Genomic DNA, 23,231 nt, shown 5'->3' with positions numbered 1-23,231 from the left:
TCAGCCAAACCTCTCCGCCATCGCCTTGTAGAGCGAGTCAATGTTGATACCCTTCAGAGCTGAGATTGGCACAACAGGATGCTGTGGGAAGGCTGATTTAATTCTTGCCGGAGATGCGTTGGGCAAATCAATTTTATTCGCCACGATAAGCAATGGAAGCTTTCTTGCCTCCATGTTTCCAACTATGGTTACATTGACTTGGGTGAAGGGGTCTTCGGTAGCATCCATAACCAGCAATACTCCATCAAGGTCGTCAAGCCACTTTATTGCTTCAATAACACCTTCAGTAGCCTCTTTCGCCCTTCTCCTCGCCTCCTCCTCCTCCAAACCGTATTTCAAAAACTCCTGAAAATCTATCTTAGTCGCCAAACCGGGAGTATCAACAATATCTATTGTCAGAGATTTTCCGTCTACCTCTATTTTTACACCCTCTCTCAATCTCGCTCTCCTCGTTTCGTGAGGAACATCACTCGGCGATCCGAGAATGTCACCAGTCCAGTCCCTTAGAATGCGATTTGCGAGGGTCGTTTTACCTGCGTTTGGAGGGCCATAAATTCCAATTCTCATCTTGTCCTTCTTGAAGAACAGTTTCAGTATGAATCCAAATCTTCTCCTAAGAGCGAGCATTAATCCCATCACGACACCTCACTTTATTTTTCTGATAGGTGATAATTAAAGCTTATCCTTTCCCCTCCCTCGATACTTGATGAAGATGGCCGACGAGATCAGGAATGCAATCACTGTGACTGTCAAATCTAAGGTTGTTATCTCGTTCTTCTTTACACTCTCGATATCCTCAACAACAAAATTTGCAAGCTCTTTGTTATCTATTATTATGCCAACCTCTCGGTTCAGCTTCAATCCATACATGTTCATGTTTGCAGACGTTATCAGCAATCTGTCATCTGAAACAATCGCTTTTCCGTGCAGACCACCAATCAGATTCACCTTTACACCAAATTTCCTCAAAGATTCAACGACATCTCTGTCTGCATACCTCGAATCCAAGAAAATGGAAACTTCAGCTCCATTCTCGACAGCCCTTTTTATCGAATCACATAGGCCTCCAGTGGTATACCAGTCAAGGCTCATGTAGGGAGAGATAATGTAAAGCCTGCTACGCGCGGATGAGATGAAGTCAAGAATGGGGTTGCAGTCCGGGATTATAAATAACGTTACGTTTGCTGAGAATTCCGCAGATTTACTCCCGTGTCCATTTCTATAATTTGAATCAGTGCAGTATTCAGGTTTTTTGGAGAACTTTTCATCGCTTTCGAGAAGCTTTAGTAGCGTCTTAGCGATTTTCTCACTCTTAAATTCCACAATGTAGCCCTTCTTCGTGAAAACCCAGTTCTCTGTTGTTAAAACTACGTTCTCACCTTTAACTGCAAACTTGTAGTGGAAGTTCCTGTAAGAATTTGCGCTCAGAAAGTAAGTGTTGGGGATTTTAAGCTCTCTACATGGTATGTATGGAGGATTTGCATCAACGTAGAGCTTTGCTGGTTTAAAGGGAGCTGAGAAAGTATATGATGCGACAATCCATCCATCATTGAGGGTGTAGTCAGTATGTGTTATTATCAATCTCCCTTCAACCCTGTCTGTAACGCATGAGAAGTTGCTCCAGTCTTCATATCTGAAATCCCAGCCTGATTCAGTTCTGTAGTAAATCACACCATCGTCGAGGAAATCTACATCTTTGCCATAGTAAAAGCAATCCTCGTTCAGGCAAATTTCTTCTCCCTCATTAGATAGAGCCATTTTTGGTGGGAATTCAATGTCGGCTTCATGACCGAATCTTTCTTTGAAGTAGCTCAGATTTTTTGTAGCAATATGTGTTCCAGCATCAACTGTTATTTCTCCTTCCCCATCCGTTAAGATGCAGTCGGAATCGCAGTGGAATTTGATATATTCTGCCTCATCAAGTCCGTATGGGTTTGGATAAACTTCAATTAGCTGCGTCGCTGCCAGAAGCATTAGCAGAGCCAATTTCATTTCTCAGCTCCCCGAAAGTGGCGTATCTCTCCGCGACGACATTATGCTGGTGTATACTTTCCTCGTTCTCTTGCTTTAGGAATGCCAGTATGTCGTCTGGTGCGTCTGGGAAAGCTTTGAGTAATTCCATTGCCATTATTCTCACGCTATCCTCAACGAACCTCGTGTTGCGATGGGCAATTTCAACAACCTCAAGTTCATCCTCTCTCTTGAGAATTTCGTAAGTTTCATAGCTCATCGAGGATTTGGCAACTTCAATCAGCTTTGCTATCGGAACCTTGAAGTTCTCTGTTACCTGAACCTTCAACGTAGCTTTTCCGCGCTGATTGTGGGAGGCAACAGGAATGGTGTCGAGTATTTTCTGGATTAGCCCTTCATCCATACCCAACTCGGCAAGTTTTTCAGCTGATCTTGCTCTGACAAGCTCCTGCGCACATGGACAAGCTGTAATTCCCGTAACTTCCACGCCCACCAAAACAAGCTTCTTTCCACTCCTCGACAAGGAAGCTTCTCCAAATATTTTAACTACTTCCTGTGTCCTCTGCTTGGTTTTTGGCGTCCTCTTTCTCATTATCAGTTCTGAAGTCATTTTTGCCTCAGCTTTTGTCGCATACTCATGTCTGTCAAGCAGGTGGTGGGCAATCTCAACAACGAGGTCCTCTATGTTTTCTATTGGCTTTGCCGTTAGTGCCTCTATCACCTCATCTATCACCTCAAAGTTTCTGCTGAGGTTGACACCCTTGAGGTGGGCGGGAAGGTCAACAAAAACATCGAATGAAGATATGAGGATGATAGGCCTTTTCCCCTCTCTCTGAACCTCAACGAGCTTCTTAATTCCAGTGGCACCCACTCTACTTAGGCCAATGGGGACTTCGGGCTTAAGTAACTGAACATCGGGAAGCATGGTGAAAGTTTGTAAGGAGCTTAATAACTGTTGTTAGTTTTGTGTTGGTAGAGATGGTAGGTGGGAGAATTTTCAGACTCTGTTCTTGAACAATTGGAGGCTCAGTGACATAGAACGCACATTAAAGGCGAAAAATAAATCTAAAAATCAGAAAATCTCGGGAGCTCTGAACTCTCCGAAAACATCCCTTAACGCGTCAGTCATCTCTCCCAATGTTGCCCTTGCCTTCACTGCTTCAAGCACATAAGGCATGAGATTTTCATCCTCTTTCTCAGCAGCCTTCCTCAGTTTTGACAGAGCCTCCTCAACTTTACCAGCATCTCTGTTTTTCCTGAACTCCTGCAACCTCTTTATCTGCTTCTCTACAACCGCTCTATCAACCCTCAGTAGCTCAATCTGAATCTCCTCCTCGATCTGATACTTGTTCACTCCGACTACGGTAGTCTCTCCCTCGTCAATTGCCTTCTGCTTCTCGTAGGCAGATTTCTGAATCTCTCTCTGCACATAACCGCTCTCAATCGCCTTTATCATCCCCCCCATCTCGTCAATTTTCTCGATGTAGTTCATCGCCTCCTCCTCTATTCTGTCAGTCAGCCACTCAACGTAGTAGCTCCCACCGAGCGGATCAACGACATCAGCCACACCACTCTCTTCAGCAATTATCTGCTGTGTTCTGAGGGCAATTCTCACAGCCTTCTCTGTCGGCAGGCACAAAGCCTCGTCGAAGCTGTTGGTGTGCAGAGACTGACAGCCACCAAGAACTGCAGCTAAAGCCTGCAGAGCAACCCTTACGATGTTGTTCTCAGGCTGCTGGGCTGTCAAGGTGCAGCCTGCAGTCTGGACATGGAAACGAAGCATCATAGACCTTGGATTCTTGGCACTAAACCTATCCTTCATTATCCTCGCCCAGAGTCTTCTTGCAGCCCTGAACTTTGCAATCTCCTCAAGGAAGTTGTTTCCTGCTGCAAAGAAGAAGCTCAACCTTGGAGCAAAGCTGTCAACATCCATTCCCCTCTCAATGACCTTTTCGACGTACGTTATTCCATCAGCAAGCGTAAAGGCGACCTCCTGAACTGGCGTCGCTCCTGCCTCCTCCATGTGATAGCCCGAGATGCTTATTGAGTTCCACTTCGGCATCTCCTTGGCACAGAACATGATTATGTCCGTTGCCAGCCTGAGAGATGGCTCTGGTGGAAAGATATAGGTTCCTCTTGCAATATACTCCTTCAACATGTCGTTCTGCACTGTTCCTCTCAAGTTTGATCTCTCAACCCCTTGCTGCTCCGCTACCGCAACATACATGCTCAGAATTTGAGCGCAGGTTGAGTTGATGGTCATGGACGTCGAAACTTTTCCCAAGGGGATTCCGTTAAACAGAATCTCCATGTCCTCTATCGTGTCAATCGCAACTCCCACCTTACCAACCTCTCCGAGAGCCATTGGATGGTCTGAATCGTAACCGATTTGAGTCGGCAAATCAAAAGCTACACTCAAACCAGTCTGTCCTTGCTCAAGGAGGAACTTATATCTCCTGTTCGTCTCCTCAGCAGTTCCGAAGCCTGCATACTGTCTCATCGTCCACAATCTTCCCCTATACATCGTCGGATACACGCCTCTCGTGAAGGGGTAAACGCCAGGATAGCTCAGCTTACTCTCGTAATCTATTTCAACATCCTCAGGCGTGTAAACTCTATCAACCATGATTCCCGAGGACGTCTTAAACTCCTCCTTCCTTTCGGGAGATTTTTCCAGTAGGGGCTTTACGTATTTCTCCTCCCACTCCTTTTTGTTCATAAAAACCACCTACTTCAAATACACGAGAACATCCCCGCTCCCAACCTTATCTCCTTCCTTAACAACAATCTCTGTGATTTCTCCATCCTCAGGAGAGGAAATCGGGTTTTCCATCTTCATTGCCTCTATTATCAGCACAGTTTCGCCGGCTTTAACCCTATCTCCGACTTTCTTGAGAATCTTGGTAACGACACCTGCCATTGGGGCTGTGATGGCTCTCCCTTCAGCCTTCGGTCTCTCCTCCTTTCGTGCTTCCTGAAATCTCCTCTCCGTTATCGCGGCTTTTTGAAATTCTGCAAACTCAAACTTCTTTTCCACCTCGATAACTGCCTTTTTCCCGTTAACCTGAACTTCAAAGACTTTTGGCGATATCTCTCTCACATCAACCTCATACTTTTTTCCCTGAACAGTCACCTCATACTTCATTCTCTCAACCTCGCTGCCATTTTCCAATTCCTCGGATAATCTTTAACTTCAATCGGCCTCTCCACCTCTCGCATGTAGCGGTTTATCGCTGCTATTGCAGCTAAGAACTCTTCAGGCGTCATCACACCACCTCAAAGCGGGATGTTTCCGTGCTTTTTCGGAGGTAGCCTCTCTCTCTTACTCTCCAGAACTCTCAATGCGGAGATTATCTTCGGTCTTGTGAATTTCGGATCAATAACATCGTCAATGTAGCCCCTCGAAGCAGCCCTGTAAGGGTTTGCAAACTTCTCCCTGTACTCTTTTATTTTCTCCTCTCTCATGGCCTTTGTATCCTCAGCCGCCTTTATTTCCTTCCTGAAAACGATCTCTGCAGCACCTTCAGGACCCATAACCGCTATTTCTGCAGTTGGATAGGCGTAAACAACATCAGCTCCGAGATGTTTGCTCCCCATCGCCAGATATGCACCTCCATAGGCCTTTCTGAGGATTATCGTGACAAGCGGTGTTGTTGCCTCACTATAGGCAAAAAGAACCTTTGCTCCATGCCTTATTATACCCCCGTACTCCTGCTGAACCCCGGGCAGGTAGCCGGGAACATCTACGAAAGTAATTATGGGTATATTGAAAGCATCGCAGAACCTCACAAATCTTGCTATCTTGTCGCTGCTGTCCACATCTAAACAGCCAGCATAATGTCTTGGATTGTTCGCCACTATACCAACACTTCTGCCATCCATTCTCGCAAATCCAACAGTAGCGTTGGGAGCATAATACGGGTGGATTTCGAGAAACTCTCCGTTATCTACTATAGCCCTTATAACATCTCTAACATCGTAGGGTTTCTGAGGATCATCGGGCAGAATGTCGTAAATTTCTGGTGTTGTCCTGGCAGGATCATCGCTGGTTTTAACAACAGGTGGATCCTCCATGTTGTTCAGGGGCAGATAGCTCAAAAGCTTTCTGACAAGCATCATTGCGTCTCTATCATCCTCAGCAACAAGGTGGCAGTTTCCGCTCTTCATCGCATGGGCCTGCCATCCTCCGAGATCAAAAGCTGAGACCTCCTCTCCTGTGACAGTCTTTATAACTTGGGGGCCCGTTATGAACATGTAGCAGTTCGGATTTTTTGTCATCACAATGAAGTCTCCGATTGCGGGGCTGTAAACAGCACCTCCAGCACATGGCCCCATTATCACGCTTATCTGTGGTATAACACCGCTCGCAAGCGTATTGCGGTAGAAAATATCTCCATAACCTTTAAGGGCATCCACACCCTCCTGAATCCTCGCTCCTCCACTGTCATTCATACCTACAACAGGTATTCCGAGCTTCATCGCGAAATCAAGGATATAGGCTATCTTAAAACCGTGCATTTCTCCCAAACTTCCACCCATCACTGTGAAATCCTGAGCAAAAACTGCAACAGGCCTGCCATCAACTGTGCCATAGCCCGTTACAACACCATCAGCCGGTAAATCCATCTTGTCAAGCCCGAAGTCTGTGTTTCTTTTCTCTACAAATGGGTTGATTTCCACAAAGCTTCCGGGATCAAGCAAAAGTTCTATCCTCTCTCGTGCAGTCAGCTTTCCCTGCTGGTGCTGCCTCTCTATCCTATCTTTTCCACCCATTTGCCTAACTTTCTCTTTTCTACTGTAAAGGTCTTCAACCAGCTCTTTCCTCATCCTATCCCCTCAACCTTCAACAAATTCAAGCAGCACGCCATGCGTGCTTTTAGGATGGACAAAGGCAACCTTCTTACCCCCAGCTCCGATTCTCGGCTTCTCGTCAATAAGTCTCAGCCCAGCATCTTTGGCTTTCTGCAAAGCCTTCTCTATGTTCTCCACGTTAACGGCAATGTGGTGAATCCCCTCTCCTCTTCCGGCTATGAATTTGGCTATGGCACTGTCTTCAGAGGTGGCTTCAAGAAGTTCGATTCTGCTCTCTCCAGCAGGAAGCATAGCCACCCTCACTTTTTGCTCTGCAACCTCCTCTACCTCCTCTACCTCGAAGCCAAGTAACTTGTAGGTTTTCACAGCTTCTTCAAGACTTTTAACCGCAATACCAACATGGTCAATTTTTCTGATCAAGTTATCACCTCTTTAACTTGGGCACCTCTGCCCTTATAAACTCTATAATTTCTTCCAGTGGAGTGCCGGGACCGAAGACTTTTGCAACACCCATCTCCCTTAGCTTCTCCACGTCCTCTTCCGGCACTATTCCTCCAAGCACAACCAGCACATCTTTGTTAGGTTCGAGACCTCTCTTTTTAAGCTCCTCGATGACCATCGGTGTTATTTCGAGATGTGCACCACTGAGAATGCTTAGCCCTACAACATCAACATCCTCTTGCAGTGCTGTTTCGGCAATCTCCTCAGGAGTTCTTCTTATGCCGGTGTAAATAACTTCAAAACCGGCATCCCTTAAAGCCCTCGCTACGACCTTTGCCCCCCTGTCGTGACCATCAAGGCCGGGTTTGGCAACAATAACTCTGATTCTTCTGGTAAGCTGTGCCTCCATAAATGCTCACCCCAATAGCTGTCGTTATCATATAGGTTTAAATTTTTCGGATTAATTCGTATCTTTGGGCTAATTTCTCAATATCCTTGCATCTCTCCTGGCTTAACGTAACCCCCTTCTTTTATTACATACATCAGAAACTTGGAAAGTAAAAAATTTCTGCTCCGCAAAGCTTTCGAATTTCCCACAGCAATAAACTTCTTTCGTGCCCTCGTTAAGGCGACGTTGAACAACCTCTTCTCGGAAGCGAAATAGGGATTTTCGGTTGCTGTAATAGAATAAACGATCACGTCCTTCTCTCTTCCTTGGTAGCTGTGAACAGTGTTCACTTCAATACAAAGATCAAACTCAGCCATCAGGCTTTTTATAAGCTCGACCTGCTTCACGTATGGAGTAATCACTCCAATTCTGTCCTCCCCAATGCAGTCAGCAAGTTCCTCACATATCATGCAGACGTATTCTGCTTCAGCCTCGTTAATCTTTGACTTTCCTGCCTTCCTCTCAGCCCCATTGCAGTCCACAAAGATAACGGGTTTACTCGGATCACCTATTTCCGGGATAGTCGTCTTGCATTCTTCAATTTTGATGTTTCTACATCTTTCATCAATTTCAAGGAAGCCATAAATGTTTCTGGCAGCAAACTCGACAATCTTGGCGTTACTCCTATAATGCTTCCTCAACCATAGATTTTTCCCATAAATCTTATGGAGGTAGTTGTAGGCGCTGAATTTAGCGGCTTTGTAACTCCCCACCTCATAAACCGGTGGAAGTTGATAGGGGTCACCCACGACAACAGCCTTCTTTGCTCTCTCCAAGGCGAGGAGGGCTGTTGAGATGCATGTATTGCTCGCCTCATCAATGATGACGGTGTCGTAATCGTAATTTTTAACAGGGCTCATGACACCCTTAAGAATGGTGGAACCGACCACGATTTTTCCTTTCCCGATTAACTCGTTCTGAATCCTTGATATCTCTCTGTAAGCCTCTGCAACCTTTGACGCATATTCTCTGTAATCTGAAAACCTTATCCTCGATAGGATAGTATATTCGACACTGTGCTTCTTAACCCCCTCGGTAATCTTCGACGGATGTCCTACTCTGATCGCTCTGTGGAGTTTCTCGAGAACGTTATCAACTGCAATGTTCGTGTTTGATGTAATCCACACCCTCTCCTCCTCTGAGAGCCTCTTTGCAGCTTCTGCAATGAAGGTTGTTTTCCCGCTTCCCGGAGGGCCGACAACAAGCAGAATTTCCCCCTCATCCAAAGAACATGTTGCCAAGAAACACTGCTTCTGCCACCTATCGAGCCAATCTGGAACATCCAAATCCTTTATATTACCTGTCCAGTTTTCAAATCTCAGTATTTCACCAGCCCTCTCAGCTGCCTCCCTTCTCAGCACTATGCTCAAAACGTTCTCCGCTTCAACAATTGCCCCTCCCTCGAAATCCTCATACTCCTTTACTGCCAGCAGGTATCTATCTCCATATCTTCTCGCATCTACCACCCAGCCAAAAGGGGTTACCGTAGAATCGTCAACGCTTGCAACAGCACTTCCTGCTCTTATATAGCCAGAAGAAAGTATAACAGCAACTTCTCCTCTCCTTGCTACCAGTTCAGCACTGAAAATCTCCTTTTTTAGAACCTTCTGCGTGGCGGACTTTTCTATCCTGTTCAAAATTTCAATTAGCTCTTCCATCATACCAAATTGGTCAAATATTTCTCTGCAATCTCAAGAGCCTTTTTCATTTCTTCAGAAGTTAATCTCCTCGAAATCTCTTCGAATTCCCACGCTTTGAATGTAGGGTAATACTGAAACATCAGGTTGAAACGGGTGTCACTGCCAAGATTTTTTGCAACCCACTTCACAATGGGTTTTGTGCAGCACTCTATGTGGTTGGGCAGGACAAGATGTCTTATCAACAGCTCTCCGTTGTCTTTAGCTCTCAAAAAGTTTCTTGTTACTACCTCCCAGTACTTCGGAGCCTTCGAGTATTCTTTTGCACAATCGTTATTTCCATACTTAAAATCCCCAAGCCAGACGTCAACAATGTCCTCTACTATCTCTGCAAGTTCTGTGCTGTGATACATGTTCGAGTTCCACACCACTGGGATGTTTGACTGGACATGAAGCAGAATTTCGGCTACTGTGTGTGCATGCTGGTCAGGATTGCCTCCGACAAAATTGACGTTTCTGCTACCCTGCCTGTAGCGCCTGTCTATGATATAAGCAAGCTCTTTCGGGTCAGCAATGTAATCGTCCTCGTAAACTATGTCGTAGTTCTGGCAGAAAACACACGCGAAGGTGCAACGATTGAAGAAAATGGTGTGAGAAGGTATAAGCTCAGGCTCCTCCCCAACATGCAGGAACTCACTGCTAAAGTAACTCGTGATTCCACACTTGCAAAAACCCCTCTTCACGTACCTGTTCACTCCACATCTGCGCTCGCAGAAGTTACAATTTTTCAGCATCTCGTAGAGGATGTCCTTCTTTAGATGCAGAAGCGAGTATTCATAGGGTTCAGTTCTGAGAAGCGAAGAATCCGAATTGTTTAGAATTTTCTTGAATTCTCTCTTCAACCTTCCATGTATTTTTAGCATTTCTTCAAGACTATCTACCCTCTCAGCTTCAATTCTTCTGGCTATCTGGAACTTTGCCGGACACTCACTCCTATTTATCGCCTCGTACCTCTCAAGTCCCTTCACCACATTAAAAGAGTTGATTGAAGAATTAAAAACATTTATTGAAACCGATGAAGCTGTGTTTATTCATCCTCTTAGTCCCTTTCTCCTGTTCACTATGAACAGTATGTTAAGAGGCTGATTGTTTTACTTGCGGTATTGATATCGAAGATTCAACAACGCATGACCTAAAAAATCAACATCAGGGTATGCCGAGCTTCCTGAACAGATTTCGTGCTGCAACAACGAGCGGATCCCATACCCTCGATATTGGCGGATAGTAGGGGAAGTCCGTGAAGAACATGTCTTTTACATTGCAGCCGTTATATAGCAGGGCTGATGCTGCGTAAATCCTCATCGAAACATCTTTTCCTGCAGCCTGAACTCCAAGTAGTTTTCCATTTCTGTCTGCCACAACCTTGAGATGTATCAGCCCTCCGGGGAGATATCTCGCGGAAGTCCTTGAAGTTATAAACGCTGAAACGACTTCGAATCCCTCTCTTATTGCTTCACTCTCGCTCAAACCTGCCTTTCCGATCTCGAGGTCTCGAAAGCTCGTTAGCTGACTTTTGAGTGAACCGGGATAGTGCATCTCCAGCCCGGCAATGTTTACACCCGCAACATACCCCATCTTGTTCGCTGGAGCGGCAAGTGGTATCCAGTCTTCTTTGCCTGTAACAACATTGGTTGATTCTGCACAATCACCAGCAGCGTAAACGTTCTCTCGACTCGTCTCCATGCGGCTGTTCGTCTTAATCGCCCCACTCTTTCCAAGTTTGATGAATCTTGATGCAATTTCCGTGTTGGGATGCACACCCACGGCAACTATTGCTAAATCACAAGGATACTCACCCTTGTTCGTGATAACCTTTTCAACTCTCTCTTTGCCTTCAAAAGCCACCACTCTCTCACTAAGCTTCAATTCGACAACTTTTTCCATCTCCGATTTTATTATTGCTGCAATTTCAGCGTCGTATTCGGGTAGTGGTCTCTCTCTCACTTCTATGACTGTAACCTTTTTGCCCAATCTTGAAATGGCGTCAGCCATCTCAACCCCGATGTATCCTGAACCTATAATAACGACGTTCTCTGAATTCATAGCCTTGGCTTTAACTTCCTGTGCCCTGTCAACATCATTAACGCAAAGAATTCCATCAAGCTCCTCTCCGACAACATTAAGCCTTTGAGCCCTTGAGCCTGTGGCAAAGAGTAGTTTATCCCATTCGTATTCTTTCTCTCTTCCCTCCTCCTCAACCGTTATCTGCCCATCGTCAACGGAGACAACTCTTGAATTCACGTGAACGTCAATTCCTCTCTCAACTCTGAAGTGCTGGATGTCATAGGCACATAATTCCTCAAAGTGGTTGACCGCACCGCCAACATAAAATGGGATACCACATGGAGCGTGGCTGACAAATCCGGATTTCTCGAAGACCATCACATCCCAATTTGGTCTGAGAGCCTTAACCCTTGAAGCTGCAGTCATCCCAGCTGCTCCACCGCCGATAATTGCAACTTTCACACTGCCACTAAAAATAATAATTTTTAAGGTTTTCGTAGGCAAAGGTTAAATTCCGTAGTATCAAAACCACGTAAAAGCCGGGGTTGCCGAGTGGTAAGGCGCACGCCTGGAGTGTTTACAGAGAGCGTGTGGGCATTCGCCCGCGTGGGTTCGAATCCCACCCCCGGCGTGTTTGTCAGAATCACTAATCTTTTCTCTGAAATTTTAGAAAATAGAAATCAAGATAGAGGTTTTAACACTCAGGCAATCGGATAAAAATGATTATATCTTTAAAATTTCACATATCAATATGCTGACATTAAAGAGATTAGTTGAAAGCTCCCTCAACAGACACTCAAGAAGGGTGCTGATGACTTATGTGGACTCGGTGAGAGGGATAAGGCAGGAAATAACGTATTCAGAGTTCGATTTCATGTCCTTAAAATTTGCCAACTCCTTGAGAGAGCTTGGGTTAAGGAAAGGAGACAAAGTTGCCTATTTGCTTCTGAACAGGCCCGAAACTGTGACTGTAAATTTTGCATCCATCAGGAGCGGATTGGTTGGTGTGGGGATCAATCCAATTCTTTCCCAGGATGATATGGAGCACATAATCAGAAACAGCGAAGCCAAGGCGGTGGTGGTTGACTACTGGCTTCAGGATTTCCTTAGGGAGAGATATGAAAGAATGGGGATAGAATACATTATTGCCGCGCCTTATGGAGAAACCGGCAAGGTGTATGAGGAATTTATAAACCTCTATGACTTAATTGAGGAAGGTAGTAATGAAGAACTGAAGGTAGATGTAAGACCTGACGACATTGCATTTTTGGTTTACACGGGTGGAACAACAGGTGTGCCCAAGGGTGCAATTCACACCCACCAAGGCATGGCGATGAATATGCTTGCCCATGTTGTGGAATTCGACATAAGGGATGGAGAGAAGTTACTGTTGGTTACACCTCTCGTTCACGCTGCCGGTGCTATAGCTCTTGCAAGTATTATCAAAGGATTTTGAGGCTGATTCAGGACGAGAAGATAACATGGCTGTGGGCTGTTCCAACGATGATTTACAGGATGCTGGATAGCGGAAAAGTAAAGGACTACGACCTCTCCTCACTCAGGACTATTGTCTACGGCGCTGCCCCAATCTCCCCAGCGAGACTTCGCGAGGCCGTTGAAGTTTTTGGCAACATTTTCATTCAGCTTTACGGACAGGTGGAAGTTCCTCAGCTTATCACGGTTCTGACAAAGGATGATCACGCAATTGGAATTGCTGGCAAGGAGAAGATTCTCAGGTCAGCTGGCAGAGCATCGCTAATGGCTGATGTGAGGATTGTTGATAGAGAGGGTAGGGTTTTGAAACAAGGGGAGATTGGGATAATTGCTGCAAAAACCCCATACAACATGAAAGGTTACTGGAAAAATGAGGAGGAAACGGCAAAAACGGTAAAGGGAGAGTGGATTCTCACGGGCGATGTAGGCTATATGGACGAGGAAGGCTACCTCTACCTTGTTGACAGAGAGAAGGATATGATTGTAAGTGGTGGTTACAATGTTTACTCAACAAAAGTAGAGAATGTTATTTCCCAGCATCCAGCCGTTTCAAACGTCGCCGTTATCGCGACACCACATCCAGAGTGGGGAGAGGCCGTTACGGCTGTCATTCAACTGAAACCGGGGATGGAGGTGACAGAAGAAGAAATCATCGAGTTCTGTAGGGCTAAACTGGCAAGATATGAGGTACCGAAAAGGGTCGAATTCGCCGACTCGTTGCCTCTCACCCCACTCGGAAAGGTGAACAAGAGGGAGTTAAGGGAGAAGTACTGGAAGTCGGCTGAATAGACAAATTCATTTTTACTGAACCTTCTCCCACTTGTAAAGTTCAACAACATCTGCTAAAGTCCTTCCCTTCTCCTCTATCTCACCCCTTATTCTGTCCTCCGACTTCTTAACCTCAAGTGCCCTTCTCGCTATTTCATAAGCTCTCTGTTTCGGAATAACCATAACTCCATTGTCATCGGCAATAATCCAGTCGCCAGGATTAACCTCAACCCCACCGCAGATTATCTTGACGTTTATCTCACCAAAACCCTTTGGCTCTCCCGCATTTGGAACTTCTTTCCTTGCAAATAATGGGTAACCAAGCTCTCTGATATCATCAACATCTCTTACCGCTCCATCAATTATCACTCCCGCAATCTTCCTGTTCAGACAGCTTCTCGTTGCAAGCTCTCCCCAGACCGCTGCTGTATCTCCTGAACATTTAATAACCAGAACATCTCCTTCACCAGCTACATTAATCGCCTCCACGGTTTTAGCCCAGTCTCCATCCATTGTGCTTACAGTTACAGCTCTTCCAACAATCTTCTTACCTCTAACAAGGGGGTAAACACCATCCATCGCCCTTGCTCTGTGCATTGCATCACTTACATTGGGCGTTGAGACCTTCATCAACAATTCCCTTATCTCGTCATCGAGACTTTTCTTCCTTATCTGCATCTCTGCTCTCTCTGAGGCTTTATCTATGGCATCTCTGATCTTTCTTGCTGATTCAGTTACATTTCTCGACTTCACAATGTTGCTCCCCACTATGACAATGCTTGCTCCCATGGAAACGCATGCTGCTGCTCTATCAGCATCCAAACCACCTGCTGCAGCTACTGGAATGGATACATTCTTTGCCACGTCACTTAAAACCTCAAGCGGGTCCATACCCTTCATCTGCTGATCAATGCCAACGTGGATGTTCAGATAGTCAACACCTAACTCCTCAACCTCCTTCGCTCTTTTTACCGGATCAGGCACATTGATGAGGTCAGCCATTACCTGACAGCCGTATTTTCTTGCAGCCCTTATCGCTTCTGCGATAGTATCGTCATCAGAAAGGGCAAGGATAATCACAACATCAGCACCGCTCTTGGCAGCCATTTCAACTTCAACTGCGCCGGTGTCAATAGTTTTCATGTCTGCAAGGATTTTGTATCCTTTATATCTTTTCTTCAGTTCTCTAACTGCATCCATCCCTTCACTTTTTATCAGGGGCGTTCCAGCTTCAAGCCAGTCAGCTCCACCCTCTATTGCCTCTCCAGCAATCTCGATTGCCCTTTTAAGTTCAAGGAGGTCAAGGGCAACCTGAAGGATAGGTCGGTTCATGAAGGATTATAGCTTTGTGGGAAATTTAATCTTTTTTAGAAGATAACTTTAAAATCGCGAGATCGCAGTAGATAGAGTGGTGAATCATCCCTGCATAGTACAGGTGAGAGATATAAAATCTGAAAAAATTGAAATTGTGAGGAATATGGCTTTAAAGAGGAATGCTGAAATTGAGGATTCAAAGAACGGTCTGGATATCTATTTTGAGGATGTTAATGAGGCGAGAAAGTTTATTTCCAAGCTTAGAAAGTCTATGAGGTTCAAGATTAAGATGTCAACGAAATATGCAGGACTTAGAGGGAGCAGAGTTAGAGTGTTATTTGTCTATTCATTAAGGGGATGCCGATGAGGATTCCAGTGAACGAATTTTTGAGAGTAAGGAGAGAGTTGAAAACAATCAGGGATATTGGAAAGTTTTCTTATCCGAGGGGAACGTTGCACTGCATTCTACAGCAGAAAAAGGTTGACAGCGTCAAGAGAAAGTACCACACTTTTGCCGAGAGAATTCCCGAGATAACGACGTATTGGGAGAGGCACAAAACCTTTCCGAAATGGCTCACCCTTCCTCCTGTCATGAAAATAAGGCTGCTGATGAAGGGGATGGGATTCTCAGCTAAGTCAATAAACAAAGCTCTCAGAACTCCTGACGAGGTAGTTGAGGATGAGAGGTTCGCTGAGCAAATTAGAAGGGCCGTTCTGAGGGACTATGTTTACTCACCTATCGCTGCGAGACTTCAGAGGGCGAGGGGGAATCTAGGGGAAAAAGCACTTGCCCATGAACTTGAGAAGGCAGGGATTGAGTTTAAGACGGAGAGGGACTTGAAGGGTAAGTTCAGCAAAACACCTGATTTTTACTTTGAAGAGCCCGTAGAGTTTCTTGGTAGAGAGTTGAAGTGGATAGAGAGCAAAGCACTATTTGGAGACCCAAGAAGCCATGAACTTTACTGGAAAAAACAGTATTCAAAATACTATGAGATGTTTGGGAATGGACTGGTGGTTTACTGGCTTGGCTGTGTTAATGGCTTTGAGGTCAGTGATGGCTCAGAGCTCAGAAATAGTTACAGGAATTCCCTGCTGGATATGCTTATCTATGTTACAGATTCAAAGGATGAAAGCTACGCTGAAAGGTTAAATGCTACTTTTGTCGAGGTCAGCGAGGACAATGAAGTATTGGCGGCTGAAAAAGTGGTGGACGCATACTCGGATGGTAGGGTTTTGGCTCATACAGAGAGAAAGAAAGAGGTTGTCAGAATATTGAAAAATATGGGGTTTGACGTTGTTGTTATCTGAATTTGATAAAACCTTGGCCGTTTCTCCCTTTCGGGGTTGGGCCTGGTACAAATTCCACACCGGGATGTCTCTGCATCATCGGTTGAGGATAGAACTCCATAAGCTCGTATACTTCATTGGGCACATCAGTTGAGACCTTCAACCCAAGCTCCTTCAGGACATCAACACTGAGCGGGTAATCGTGAGTCCATCTACCCTCTGTGAGAATGTTTGCAACCTCTTTAGCCTTTTCCTCATCCATTTTGTTCTTTAGTAGGTTGAAAACTGTATCTTTGACCTGCTTAATGGCTTTCTCTGCGATATCTGCCATGATGAGGGTCTGATCGTCAATATCCTTCGCCTCCTTCTTCTCTACAGCTTTAAGAATTGATGGTGCTGGATAGTTCATGAGCTGGGGGTCAACCGGTCCAAGGACTGCATGAGGGTCCATCAGAATCTCATCCGCAGCTAAGGCAATTAATGTTCCTCCACTCATGGCGTAGTGTGGCACAATTACAGTGGTCTTTGCTGGATGGTCGTGCAAAGCCTTGGCTATCTGCGTTGCAGCTAAAACAAGCCCACCGGGAGTGTGTACGATTAGGTCAATAGGCTTATCCTCTGGTGTGCTCCTTATTGCCCTCAAAACTTTCTCGGAATCGTCTATATCAATGAACCTATAGATGGGTATGCCGAGGAAGCCGATACTTTCTTGCCTGTGTATCATCGTTATGACATTACTACCTCTCTTGGCTCCGATTCTCTGCATAGTTTTTCTTCTCGCTGCCAGAAGCTGCTGGTGTCTGATCTGAGGGGCAAAAATCAAATAAAGGAACAGAAGTATCCAGAACAATCCGCTCAGGAAACCAAATGGATCGGAGTATCCGTTCATAGACTTTTTGCCTTTTTTATTGTTAAATAAATTTTGGTGTGTTTTTAGAATCAATAACCAAGCTCACTCAATCTTTCCCTCAGTATTCTTGCGGAGTTTTTCAGTTTCTCAATTTCCTCCTCGGTTAAGTTCATATTGACAACTTCCACCCCGTCTCTACCGAGCTTTGCTGGAACTCCAACGGCTACATTTTCTATACCATATTCACCCTGCAGAACAACACTTGTCGGGATTATTTCTCCTGTATCCCCAACAACAGCCCTGACCATTCTGTAGATGGCAACAGCAGGACCGTAAATTGTGGCACCTTTCCTCTTTATGACCTCTGCAGCAACGAACCTTGTGTCCTTCTCGACAGCGTCCCAATCAATCTCTCCATCAAAGTCTGCGAGGCTCTTGGCAACAAACATGCTGTCTCCATGCTCTCCGATAATCCATGCCCTTCTTATGTTTCTTGCCCCCGCAGCGTACAGTCTTTCCTTCAGTCTCTGCGAATCGAGCTGATTTCCCATCCCAAAGACCTCGTTTCTCGGCTTTCCACTCTCCTTCCACATTATATAGGTCATCACATCCATTGGGTTTGTAACAACCAGTATCTTGCTCTCCGGAGCATTTTTCGCAATCTTATTTGCCACATCTCTTATAATCCCGGCGTTTTTCGTTGCAAGATCAAGTCTCGTCATTCCGGGCTTTCTGGCAAGTCCAGCAGTTACAACAATTATCTCGCTGCCTTTCAGCAAAGAATAGTCGCTTCCACCCACAATTTTCGGATACTTGTTAATTCCGGCTGCTGCATGGGATAAATCCATAGCTTCTCCAACTGCAAGGTCTTCTGCAATGTCAACAAGTGCAATCTCGTCAACGTCGAGGTTCAGAAGACAAGTGAAAGCAGATGTGCTGCCAACTCTTCCAGCACCAACAAATCCGAGTTTCATATTAAAAAATCAATGTCTACTTTAAAAGATTTCACTTATTTATCCTCCTATCTTTGGGAACGAAGTTTCTCAGGATTCTTCCATTCCCCTTCCCACACCCAAGAAAGTAATCTTTTCCCTTCCACTTTACGATGTGGTAACCGTAAACATTTGTTTCAATGTCCTCTCCTGAGAGCCATTTAAGTGCAAGCAAATCATCGAGTTCAATGACGTTCTTTCTCGCCAGCTTTCCAACTATGAAGCTCCCCTCAATCGAAAGCCTCAATCCATCCCTTTCCAGTGTGCCGAAGTAAATCCCCTTGTGCTTGGCAATGTCATCAAATTCACATTCTCTGTATGCATACACCCTCCCCTTCCCACCAATGTAAAATTTCAGTTCGAGCTCCTCCAAGTCTACTCCAAACTGCTCTTTTATCAAATCTTTTATGGTTTTCTCAGCTTCGCCACGAAGAATCCTTCCGTGTCGTTGTCCTGAGGGTGAATTCTCAGACATTTACTCACCTCTTCGACGTATTCTCTCCCATCGAACTCCAAAAATGCCTTTGTCCTCTTTACAGGTAGGTCTATTCTCTCTATCTCAGCATCTGTGTTTCTCAGAAGATAATCTACAACCTCCTCGTTCTCCATCGGCTCAAGTGTGCAGGTCGAGTAAACAACAACACCACCCCGCTTAACAGCACTGTAGGCGGACATTAACAGGCTTTTCTGAAGCTTGGAGAGCCCATAACAGTCTCTGAGTCTCCATAAGCGTATGTTTTTGTAGTTCTTCCTTATCATCCCCATGTTGCTACACGGAGCGTCTACTAACACGGCATCGAATCTTTCCCTAAAGCGCCCAAAAAACCGTCCATCCTTTTCTGTAACTCTCGCAATCAGAACTCCACATTTTTGCAGATTGGAGATCAGAATATTAATCCGCGAATGCTTTACATCGTTCGCAACGATACATCCTTCATTTTCCATATACTGGGCGATTTGAGTTGTCTTTGCACCCGGTGCAGCGGCAATATCCAGAACGGTCATACCCGGTTCGGGTGCCATGACCACGGGCGGTATCATCGAGGATGCTTCCTGAGAGAATATTATTCCGAGCTGGTGCTCAGGTATTTTTCCAAAATCATCTGTATTCACAAAAAATCCCTCCCTGCACCACGGTACTTCTCCGATGATAATCTCCTCTAGACTTCCTCTTACCAGATCGATTTTGCCTTTGAGAGTATTTACCCTGATGCTATTTCTCAGAGGCTTGACCATGTATCTGAAAAAAGCGTCACTTGGGTCAATCTTTATCATTCGCTCGTAAAGCTCTCTGTTTATAGCTTTAATCTGCTCCTTTATCTCCTCGATATCTGCCTCTGGGTCTATCCAGACTTTCATCTCGGAATCTTACCTTTATCCCAACTCATCTCAGCTCAGGAAATCTGTAAGCTTCCCGTTCATCAAATGAATACTTTATCCTTCTGAAGGGTCTTCTGAATTCCTTAACTTCCTTTCTTATCGCATCAAAACTTTTCCTTTCCCTAACTGTCATGTCTATAAGTTCTGCAAGTCTTCCCATTTCATCCTCTCCCATTCCGAGCCTTGTTATCTCCTGTACGCCAATCCTTATCCCGGACGGATTTGCAGACCTGTCAATTGGGTCCCAGGGGAGAAGGTTCTTGTTGAGGATAATTCCAACCTCCTCAAGCTTTTTTGCCACCTTCTCTCCTCCTCCATAATCACTCACATCAACCGCAACCTGATGCGTCTCCGTAAAACCATGTTCCTCGCCCAGAACTCTGTATCCGAGGTTATAAAGCTCTTCAGCGAGCTTTTTGGCATTTCTCACTACTTGCTTCGCGTAATCCTGCCCGAATTCAATTATTTCCATTGCAGCGACAACGTATCCTGCAAGGGTGTTGAGATGATGGTTGCTCACGACGCCCGGGAAAACTGCCCTGTCAATTTTCTCTGCCAGTTCCTCTTTGCTTACTATTATAGCCCTCTGCGGGCCGAAAAAGGTTTTATGGGTGCTGCCGGTCATGACATCAGCCCCCTCCTTCAGCGGGTTCTGGAAGGCTTTACCGGCTACAAGTCCAAGAACATGGCTTGCATCATACATGACGTAAGCACCAATCTCGTCTGCAATCTCCCTGATCTCTTTCACGGGCTGTCTGAAGAGGATCAGGCTTGATCCGAGAACGAAGAGCTTTGGTCTTACCTCTCTCGCAATCTTTGCCGTCTCGTCAACATCAATATTCACAGCTTCATTATCAAAGGGGTAGTGAGTGACATTCAAACCTCTAAGTCCGGCAGCAGAGACAGTATCGTGACTTATATGTCCTCCGCACGGAACAGATATGCTCATAATCGTATCTCCAACATTTGTGATGGCAAAAAAGGCTGCTATATTTGCAATTACACCAGAAATGGGCTGAACATTCGCATGCTGAGCCTCAAAAATCCTCTTCGTGAGGTCAAGAGCAAGCTCCTCTATCTCGTCTATGTATTTGCAACCCTCGTAGAATCTCTCTCCTACCCGTCCTTCAGCATACCTGTGGCCGAAATCGGAAACATAACATCTCCTTACGGCAAGAGATGTGAGATTCTCGCTTGCAATCAGTGGGATTGAATCGTCCATCATTTTGGTGTGTTTCTCAATAATCTCGAAGACTTCTGAGGGATTCATGAGGTCTGCTACTGACAAAAATATTTAAGGCTTCCGCGAACCTTCAGCATGGAAGTTATATCATCAAGAGATATGCAGATTCTCGACACTAACTGCGAGTATTACGGTTTGAGCAGGTTACAGTTAATGGAGAATGCCGGAAAAGCTCTTGCAGATGAGATTGTGAAGAGGTTTGAAAGCGGAAAGGTGTTAATTTTTGCTGGAAGCGGTAACAACGGTGGAGATGGATTCGTAGCTGCAAGACATCTGAAAAACTTTCATGTTGAGGTTTACCTGATGGGGCAGCCTAAGACTGAGATAGCAAGAAGGAATTTCGAGATATGCTGCACCTCTGAGATTCCCGTCAGAGATGGATTACCGGGCGAGATAGTGGCTGATGTGATTATTGACGCAATGCTCGGGACGGGTGTGAGAGGGAAGTTAAGAGAGCCATATGCCTCTGCAGTCGAGATGATAAATCACAGTGATGCTTTTACAGTTGCAGTTGACGTTCCTACTGGTCTAAATCCAGACACTGGAGAGTATTCGGAAGCTGTTAGAGCGGATATGACCGTAACTTTTCACAAAGCAAAGCCCGGTTTGCTTAAAGCCAGAGAAGTTTGTGGGGAAATCGTCATTAAAGATATCGGAATTCCTGAGAGATTTGAAAGGCTGTGCGGTCCCGGGGACGTTCAGAGCAGCTACAGAAGGAGAGAGGATGCGCATAAAGGGGAGCATGGCAGAGTGCTTGTTGTTGGGGGCGGGGATTATACTGGCGCTCCAGCCCTCACGAGTCTTGCTGCTTACTATTCCGGCGCGGACATCGTCACGACAGTGGTGCCCGAAACCATAAAGCCGATAGTTGCAGCCTACAGCCCCAATCTGATAGTGAAAGGGACAAAGGGTGATGTGATCACTCTTAAAAATCTGAAAGAGGTTGAGAAACTTATCGGAAAGCACGACGTAGTAGTTGCCGGGATGGGTGTTGGCGACAATGATGAGTTTGGTGCGTTTGTGGTCGAGATGCTGAAAAGCTGTAAAAAGGCTGTTCTGGACGCTCAAGGCATTGTCAGAGACATACCGGAAACCTGCGAGTGCATCCTAACCCCTCACAAAGGGGAGTTCAGAAAGGTTTTCGGAGAACCTGAGCCCGATAATGTTGTGAGAGTGGCTGAGAGAATTGAAAGCGTTATCCTGCTCAAGGGCAAGGAGGATCTGATCACGAATGGAGAGAAGGTTAAGGTGAACTATTCAGGAAACGCCGGGATGACTGTAGGCGGGACTGGAGATGTTCTTGCGGGAGTCTGTGGTGCCCTACTCTGCAGCGACGATGCTTTTCATGCAGCATGTGCAGCAGCTTTCGTGAATGGTTATGCCGGGGATAAATGCTTCGACAGGTTTGGGTATAATTACACCGCTGTTGATCTTATAAAAGCTCTGCCCGAAGCTTTTTCGCGCTGCGTCGAATTCTAATACCTTCTCTGCATCCCTTTTTTCACGTGCTCCATAATGTCTTTGGTTATGTAATCCAGCACCGTTCCTTTGGCTTCGAGAATCCTCATGTACTCCACAATTTCTTTAAACTCTCCACCGCCGATTGCATCAGCGATGATTGCAGCTCCCTGTGCGGATTGCTTTCCTGTTCCGAATCCTCTTAGTATCTGCACTTCTTTGCCCTCTCCTCTTATCCTTCTCGCCATCTCTGAAGCAAATCTGCCGGACAAAACATAAAAGTCGGGGTTTACGGACACCTCCATTGCCTTAAGCCCCTTCATCACGAACTCTGCGAGGACATTCATTGTCTCAACATCATTCAGCCTCCATTCTTTGGCAAAGCTTCTCACCCCTCCATCGAAAATCATTGATTTTGGGAATTCTCCGATGAGATAAGCAAGCTCTGCGTCCAGAGCACCGATCGAGGAGTAGCCAGGGAATGATGCTGTTCCACCAATTCCGTCAACTATTCTCCCGTTTTTGACAGCTATGAAGGCATTGAACCCTTCTCCAATTTCTGCCAGAATAAAGTTCAGCTTTGTGATCTCTTCCCTCTCCGATAGCTTTGCAACAGCAAGGACTGCAGAACAGAGCTTGTCAGCTGTTCCAAGGTCAATTCTGTTCATTTTCCTCCATGCGGGTACTGTCGGTAGGTGGATCACGGCGGGAACTGTATAGAGGTTTAGGTCTTTTTCTCTGACAATTTTTACAAGATTTCTCAAACCTATGGACTTTTCTTCATCAAAGTTCAGTGTCATTAAAAGCATATCAACATCATCAAGCTCTGAGAACTTCTTTATTGGTAATCCGTAGCCTGAGAGACCGGCAATAATTTCTGCCTCAGAGCTCTCAATGACAGAAATGAGTTCTTCTGGGCTTCTTCTCATAACATTCGTTGGAACACTCTCTCTGAAAACGACCTTTCTGCCTTCAATGGCAACAACATCATAAGAACCCGTTCCGGGATCAATTCCAGCAGCTATCATTTTATCTACCCTTCATTTCCATGTGTATAGTCCTGAAATTTTTG

General features: G+C 45.5%; 23 protein-coding genes, 1 tRNA gene and 1 pseudogene. 6 read left to right on the top strand and 19 right to left on the bottom strand.

Annotated features, from left to right (window positions below):
- The 12 genes from BP688_RS10865 to BP688_RS10810 form a co-directional block, all read right to left on the bottom strand.
- Positions 1-636: an Era-like GTP-binding protein gene (locus BP688_RS10865; RefSeq protein WP_290596997.1), complete on the bottom strand. Its 636-nt coding sequence runs from the start codon at positions 634-636 to the stop codon at positions 1-3.
- A 36-nt stretch (positions 637-672) separates the two neighbouring features.
- Positions 673-1,992 carry a phospholipase D-like domain-containing protein gene (locus tag BP688_RS10860; RefSeq protein ID WP_290596998.1) on the bottom strand — a complete coding sequence of 440 codons (1,320 nt, stop codon included), beginning with the start codon at positions 1,990-1,992 and terminating at the stop codon, positions 673-675.
- A complete protein-coding gene (gene mptA / locus BP688_RS10855) occupies positions 1,946-2,896 on the bottom strand; it encodes a GTP cyclohydrolase MptA (protein WP_290596999.1) in 951 nt (316 codons plus the stop codon). Before mptA ends, BP688_RS10860 begins: the two co-directional genes overlap by 47 nt.
- A 147-nt stretch (positions 2,897-3,043) precedes the next feature.
- Positions 3,044-4,690 carry an acyl-CoA mutase large subunit family protein gene (locus BP688_RS10850; protein WP_290597000.1) on the bottom strand — a complete coding sequence of 549 codons (1,647 nt, stop codon included), beginning with the start codon at positions 4,688-4,690 and terminating at the stop codon, positions 3,044-3,046.
- Between the two features lie 9 nt (positions 4,691-4,699).
- Positions 4,700-5,116, bottom strand: coding sequence for a biotin/lipoyl-containing protein (locus tag BP688_RS10845; protein ID WP_290597001.1), 417 nt, complete (start codon positions 5,114-5,116; stop codon positions 4,700-4,702).
- Positions 5,113-5,238 carry a hypothetical protein gene (locus BP688_RS10840; protein WP_290597002.1) on the bottom strand — a complete coding sequence of 42 codons (126 nt, stop codon included), beginning with the start codon at positions 5,236-5,238 and terminating at the stop codon, positions 5,113-5,115. Before BP688_RS10840 ends, BP688_RS10845 begins: the two co-directional genes overlap by 4 nt.
- Positions 5,239-5,247: 9 nt before the next feature.
- A complete protein-coding gene (gene mmdA / locus BP688_RS10835) occupies positions 5,248-6,798 on the bottom strand; it encodes a methylmalonyl-CoA decarboxylase subunit alpha (protein ID WP_290597003.1) in 1,551 nt (516 codons plus the stop codon).
- Positions 6,799-6,807: 9 nt separating this feature from the next.
- Positions 6,808-7,203 (bottom strand): methylmalonyl-CoA epimerase, encoded by a 396-nt coding sequence (gene mce / locus BP688_RS10830; protein WP_290597004.1) that lies wholly within the window; start codon positions 7,201-7,203, stop codon positions 6,808-6,810.
- Between the two features lie 4 nt (positions 7,204-7,207).
- Positions 7,208-7,633: a cobalamin-dependent protein gene (locus BP688_RS10825; protein WP_290597005.1), complete on the bottom strand. Its 426-nt coding sequence runs from the start codon at positions 7,631-7,633 to the stop codon at positions 7,208-7,210.
- Between the two features lie 77 nt (positions 7,634-7,710).
- On the bottom strand, positions 7,711-9,333 hold the full coding sequence (locus BP688_RS10820; RefSeq protein ID WP_290623524.1) for a DEAD/DEAH box helicase: 1,623 nt from the start codon (positions 9,331-9,333) through the stop codon (positions 7,711-7,713).
- Complete coding sequence (locus BP688_RS10815; protein WP_290597007.1) at positions 9,330-10,340, bottom strand: radical SAM protein; 1,011 nt, start codon at positions 10,338-10,340, stop codon at positions 9,330-9,332. The genes BP688_RS10820 and BP688_RS10815 overlap by 4 nt, the downstream gene beginning before the upstream one ends.
- A gap of 175 nt (positions 10,341-10,515) precedes the next feature.
- Positions 10,516-11,835: an FAD-dependent oxidoreductase gene (locus BP688_RS10810; RefSeq protein WP_290597008.1), complete on the bottom strand. Its 1,320-nt coding sequence runs from the start codon at positions 11,833-11,835 to the stop codon at positions 10,516-10,518.
- A gap of 76 nt (positions 11,836-11,911) precedes the next feature.
- On the opposite strand from BP688_RS10810, the gene BP688_RS10805 reads away from it, so the two are divergent.
- The 3 genes and pseudogenes from BP688_RS10805 to BP688_RS13575 all read left to right on the top strand — a co-directional run bounded on the left by BP688_RS10805 (position 11,912) and on the right by BP688_RS13575 (position 13,656).
- Positions 11,912-12,004: transfer RNA gene (locus BP688_RS10805), tRNA-Ser, on the top strand.
- 120 nt (positions 12,005-12,124) lie between these two features.
- Positions 12,125-13,173 (top strand): annotated as a pseudogene (locus BP688_RS13530) (AMP-binding protein); the annotation flags it as partial.
- Between the two features lie 45 nt (positions 13,174-13,218).
- A complete protein-coding gene (locus tag BP688_RS13575; RefSeq protein ID WP_394335550.1) occupies positions 13,219-13,656 on the top strand; it encodes a class I adenylate-forming enzyme family protein in 438 nt (145 codons plus the stop codon).
- Positions 13,657-13,668: 12 nt separating this feature from the next.
- On the opposite strand, the gene hxlA is transcribed toward BP688_RS13575, so the two are convergent.
- Complete coding sequence (gene hxlA, locus BP688_RS10790; protein WP_290623522.1) at positions 13,669-14,967, bottom strand: 3-hexulose-6-phosphate synthase; 1,299 nt, start codon at positions 14,965-14,967, stop codon at positions 13,669-13,671.
- A 76-nt stretch (positions 14,968-15,043) separates the two neighbouring features.
- Here hxlA and BP688_RS10785 point away from each other — a divergent pair, with 76 nt between their 5' ends.
- Both BP688_RS10785 and BP688_RS10780 read left to right on the top strand, forming a co-directional pair.
- Positions 15,044-15,316: an NMD3-related protein gene (locus BP688_RS10785; RefSeq protein ID WP_290597010.1), complete on the top strand. Its 273-nt coding sequence runs from the start codon at positions 15,044-15,046 to the stop codon at positions 15,314-15,316.
- Positions 15,313-16,257, top strand: coding sequence for a TPD domain-containing protein (locus BP688_RS10780; RefSeq protein ID WP_290623520.1), 945 nt, complete (start codon positions 15,313-15,315; stop codon positions 16,255-16,257). The genes BP688_RS10785 and BP688_RS10780 overlap by 4 nt, the downstream gene beginning before the upstream one ends.
- On the opposite strand, the gene BP688_RS10775 is transcribed toward BP688_RS10780, so the two are convergent.
- From BP688_RS10775 to BP688_RS10755, 5 genes are read right to left on the bottom strand one after another with little or no spacing between them, the layout of a single operon-like run.
- The gene (locus tag BP688_RS10775; protein ID WP_290597012.1) at positions 16,250-17,125 is read right to left on the bottom strand and encodes an SDH family Clp fold serine proteinase; all 876 of its coding nucleotides are present in this window, start codon (positions 17,123-17,125) and stop codon (positions 16,250-16,252) included. The two genes, BP688_RS10780 and BP688_RS10775, sit on opposite strands and share 8 nt — an antisense overlap.
- A 50-nt stretch (positions 17,126-17,175) precedes the next feature.
- On the bottom strand, positions 17,176-18,060 hold the full coding sequence (gene mdh, locus BP688_RS10770) for a malate dehydrogenase (RefSeq protein WP_290597013.1): 885 nt from the start codon (positions 18,058-18,060) through the stop codon (positions 17,176-17,178).
- A 31-nt stretch (positions 18,061-18,091) separates the two neighbouring features.
- Positions 18,092-18,553 carry a methyltransferase RsmF C-terminal domain-like protein gene (locus tag BP688_RS10765; RefSeq protein ID WP_290597014.1) on the bottom strand — a complete coding sequence of 154 codons (462 nt, stop codon included), beginning with the start codon at positions 18,551-18,553 and terminating at the stop codon, positions 18,092-18,094.
- Complete coding sequence (locus tag BP688_RS10760) at positions 18,484-19,437, bottom strand: NOL1/NOP2/sun family putative RNA methylase (protein ID WP_290597015.1); 954 nt, start codon at positions 19,435-19,437, stop codon at positions 18,484-18,486. Before BP688_RS10760 ends, BP688_RS10765 begins: the two co-directional genes overlap by 70 nt.
- 25 nt (positions 19,438-19,462) lie before the next feature.
- Complete coding sequence (locus tag BP688_RS10755; protein ID WP_290597016.1) at positions 19,463-20,728, bottom strand: serine hydroxymethyltransferase; 1,266 nt, start codon at positions 20,726-20,728, stop codon at positions 19,463-19,465.
- A gap of 48 nt (positions 20,729-20,776) precedes the next feature.
- On the opposite strand from BP688_RS10755, the gene BP688_RS10750 reads away from it, so the two are divergent.
- Positions 20,777-22,180 carry an NAD(P)H-hydrate dehydratase gene (locus BP688_RS10750; RefSeq protein WP_290597017.1) on the top strand — a complete coding sequence of 468 codons (1,404 nt, stop codon included), beginning with the start codon at positions 20,777-20,779 and terminating at the stop codon, positions 22,178-22,180.
- Here the strand turns inward: BP688_RS10750 and BP688_RS10745 are convergent.
- The gene (locus BP688_RS10745; protein ID WP_290597018.1) at positions 22,177-23,187 is read right to left on the bottom strand and encodes a DUF1464 family protein; all 1,011 of its coding nucleotides are present in this window, start codon (positions 23,185-23,187) and stop codon (positions 22,177-22,179) included. The genes BP688_RS10750 and BP688_RS10745 overlap by 4 nt on opposite strands.
- Between the last annotated feature and the right edge of the window lie 44 nt (positions 23,188-23,231).

The sequence above is a fragment of the Archaeoglobus sp. UBA230 genome, assembly GCA_002507545.1.
Classification (GTDB): Archaea; Halobacteriota; Archaeoglobi; order Archaeoglobales; family Archaeoglobaceae; genus Archaeoglobus.
The sequence above is the reverse complement of the archived record's forward strand: the minus strand, read 5'-3'. Positions and strand labels throughout refer to the sequence as shown.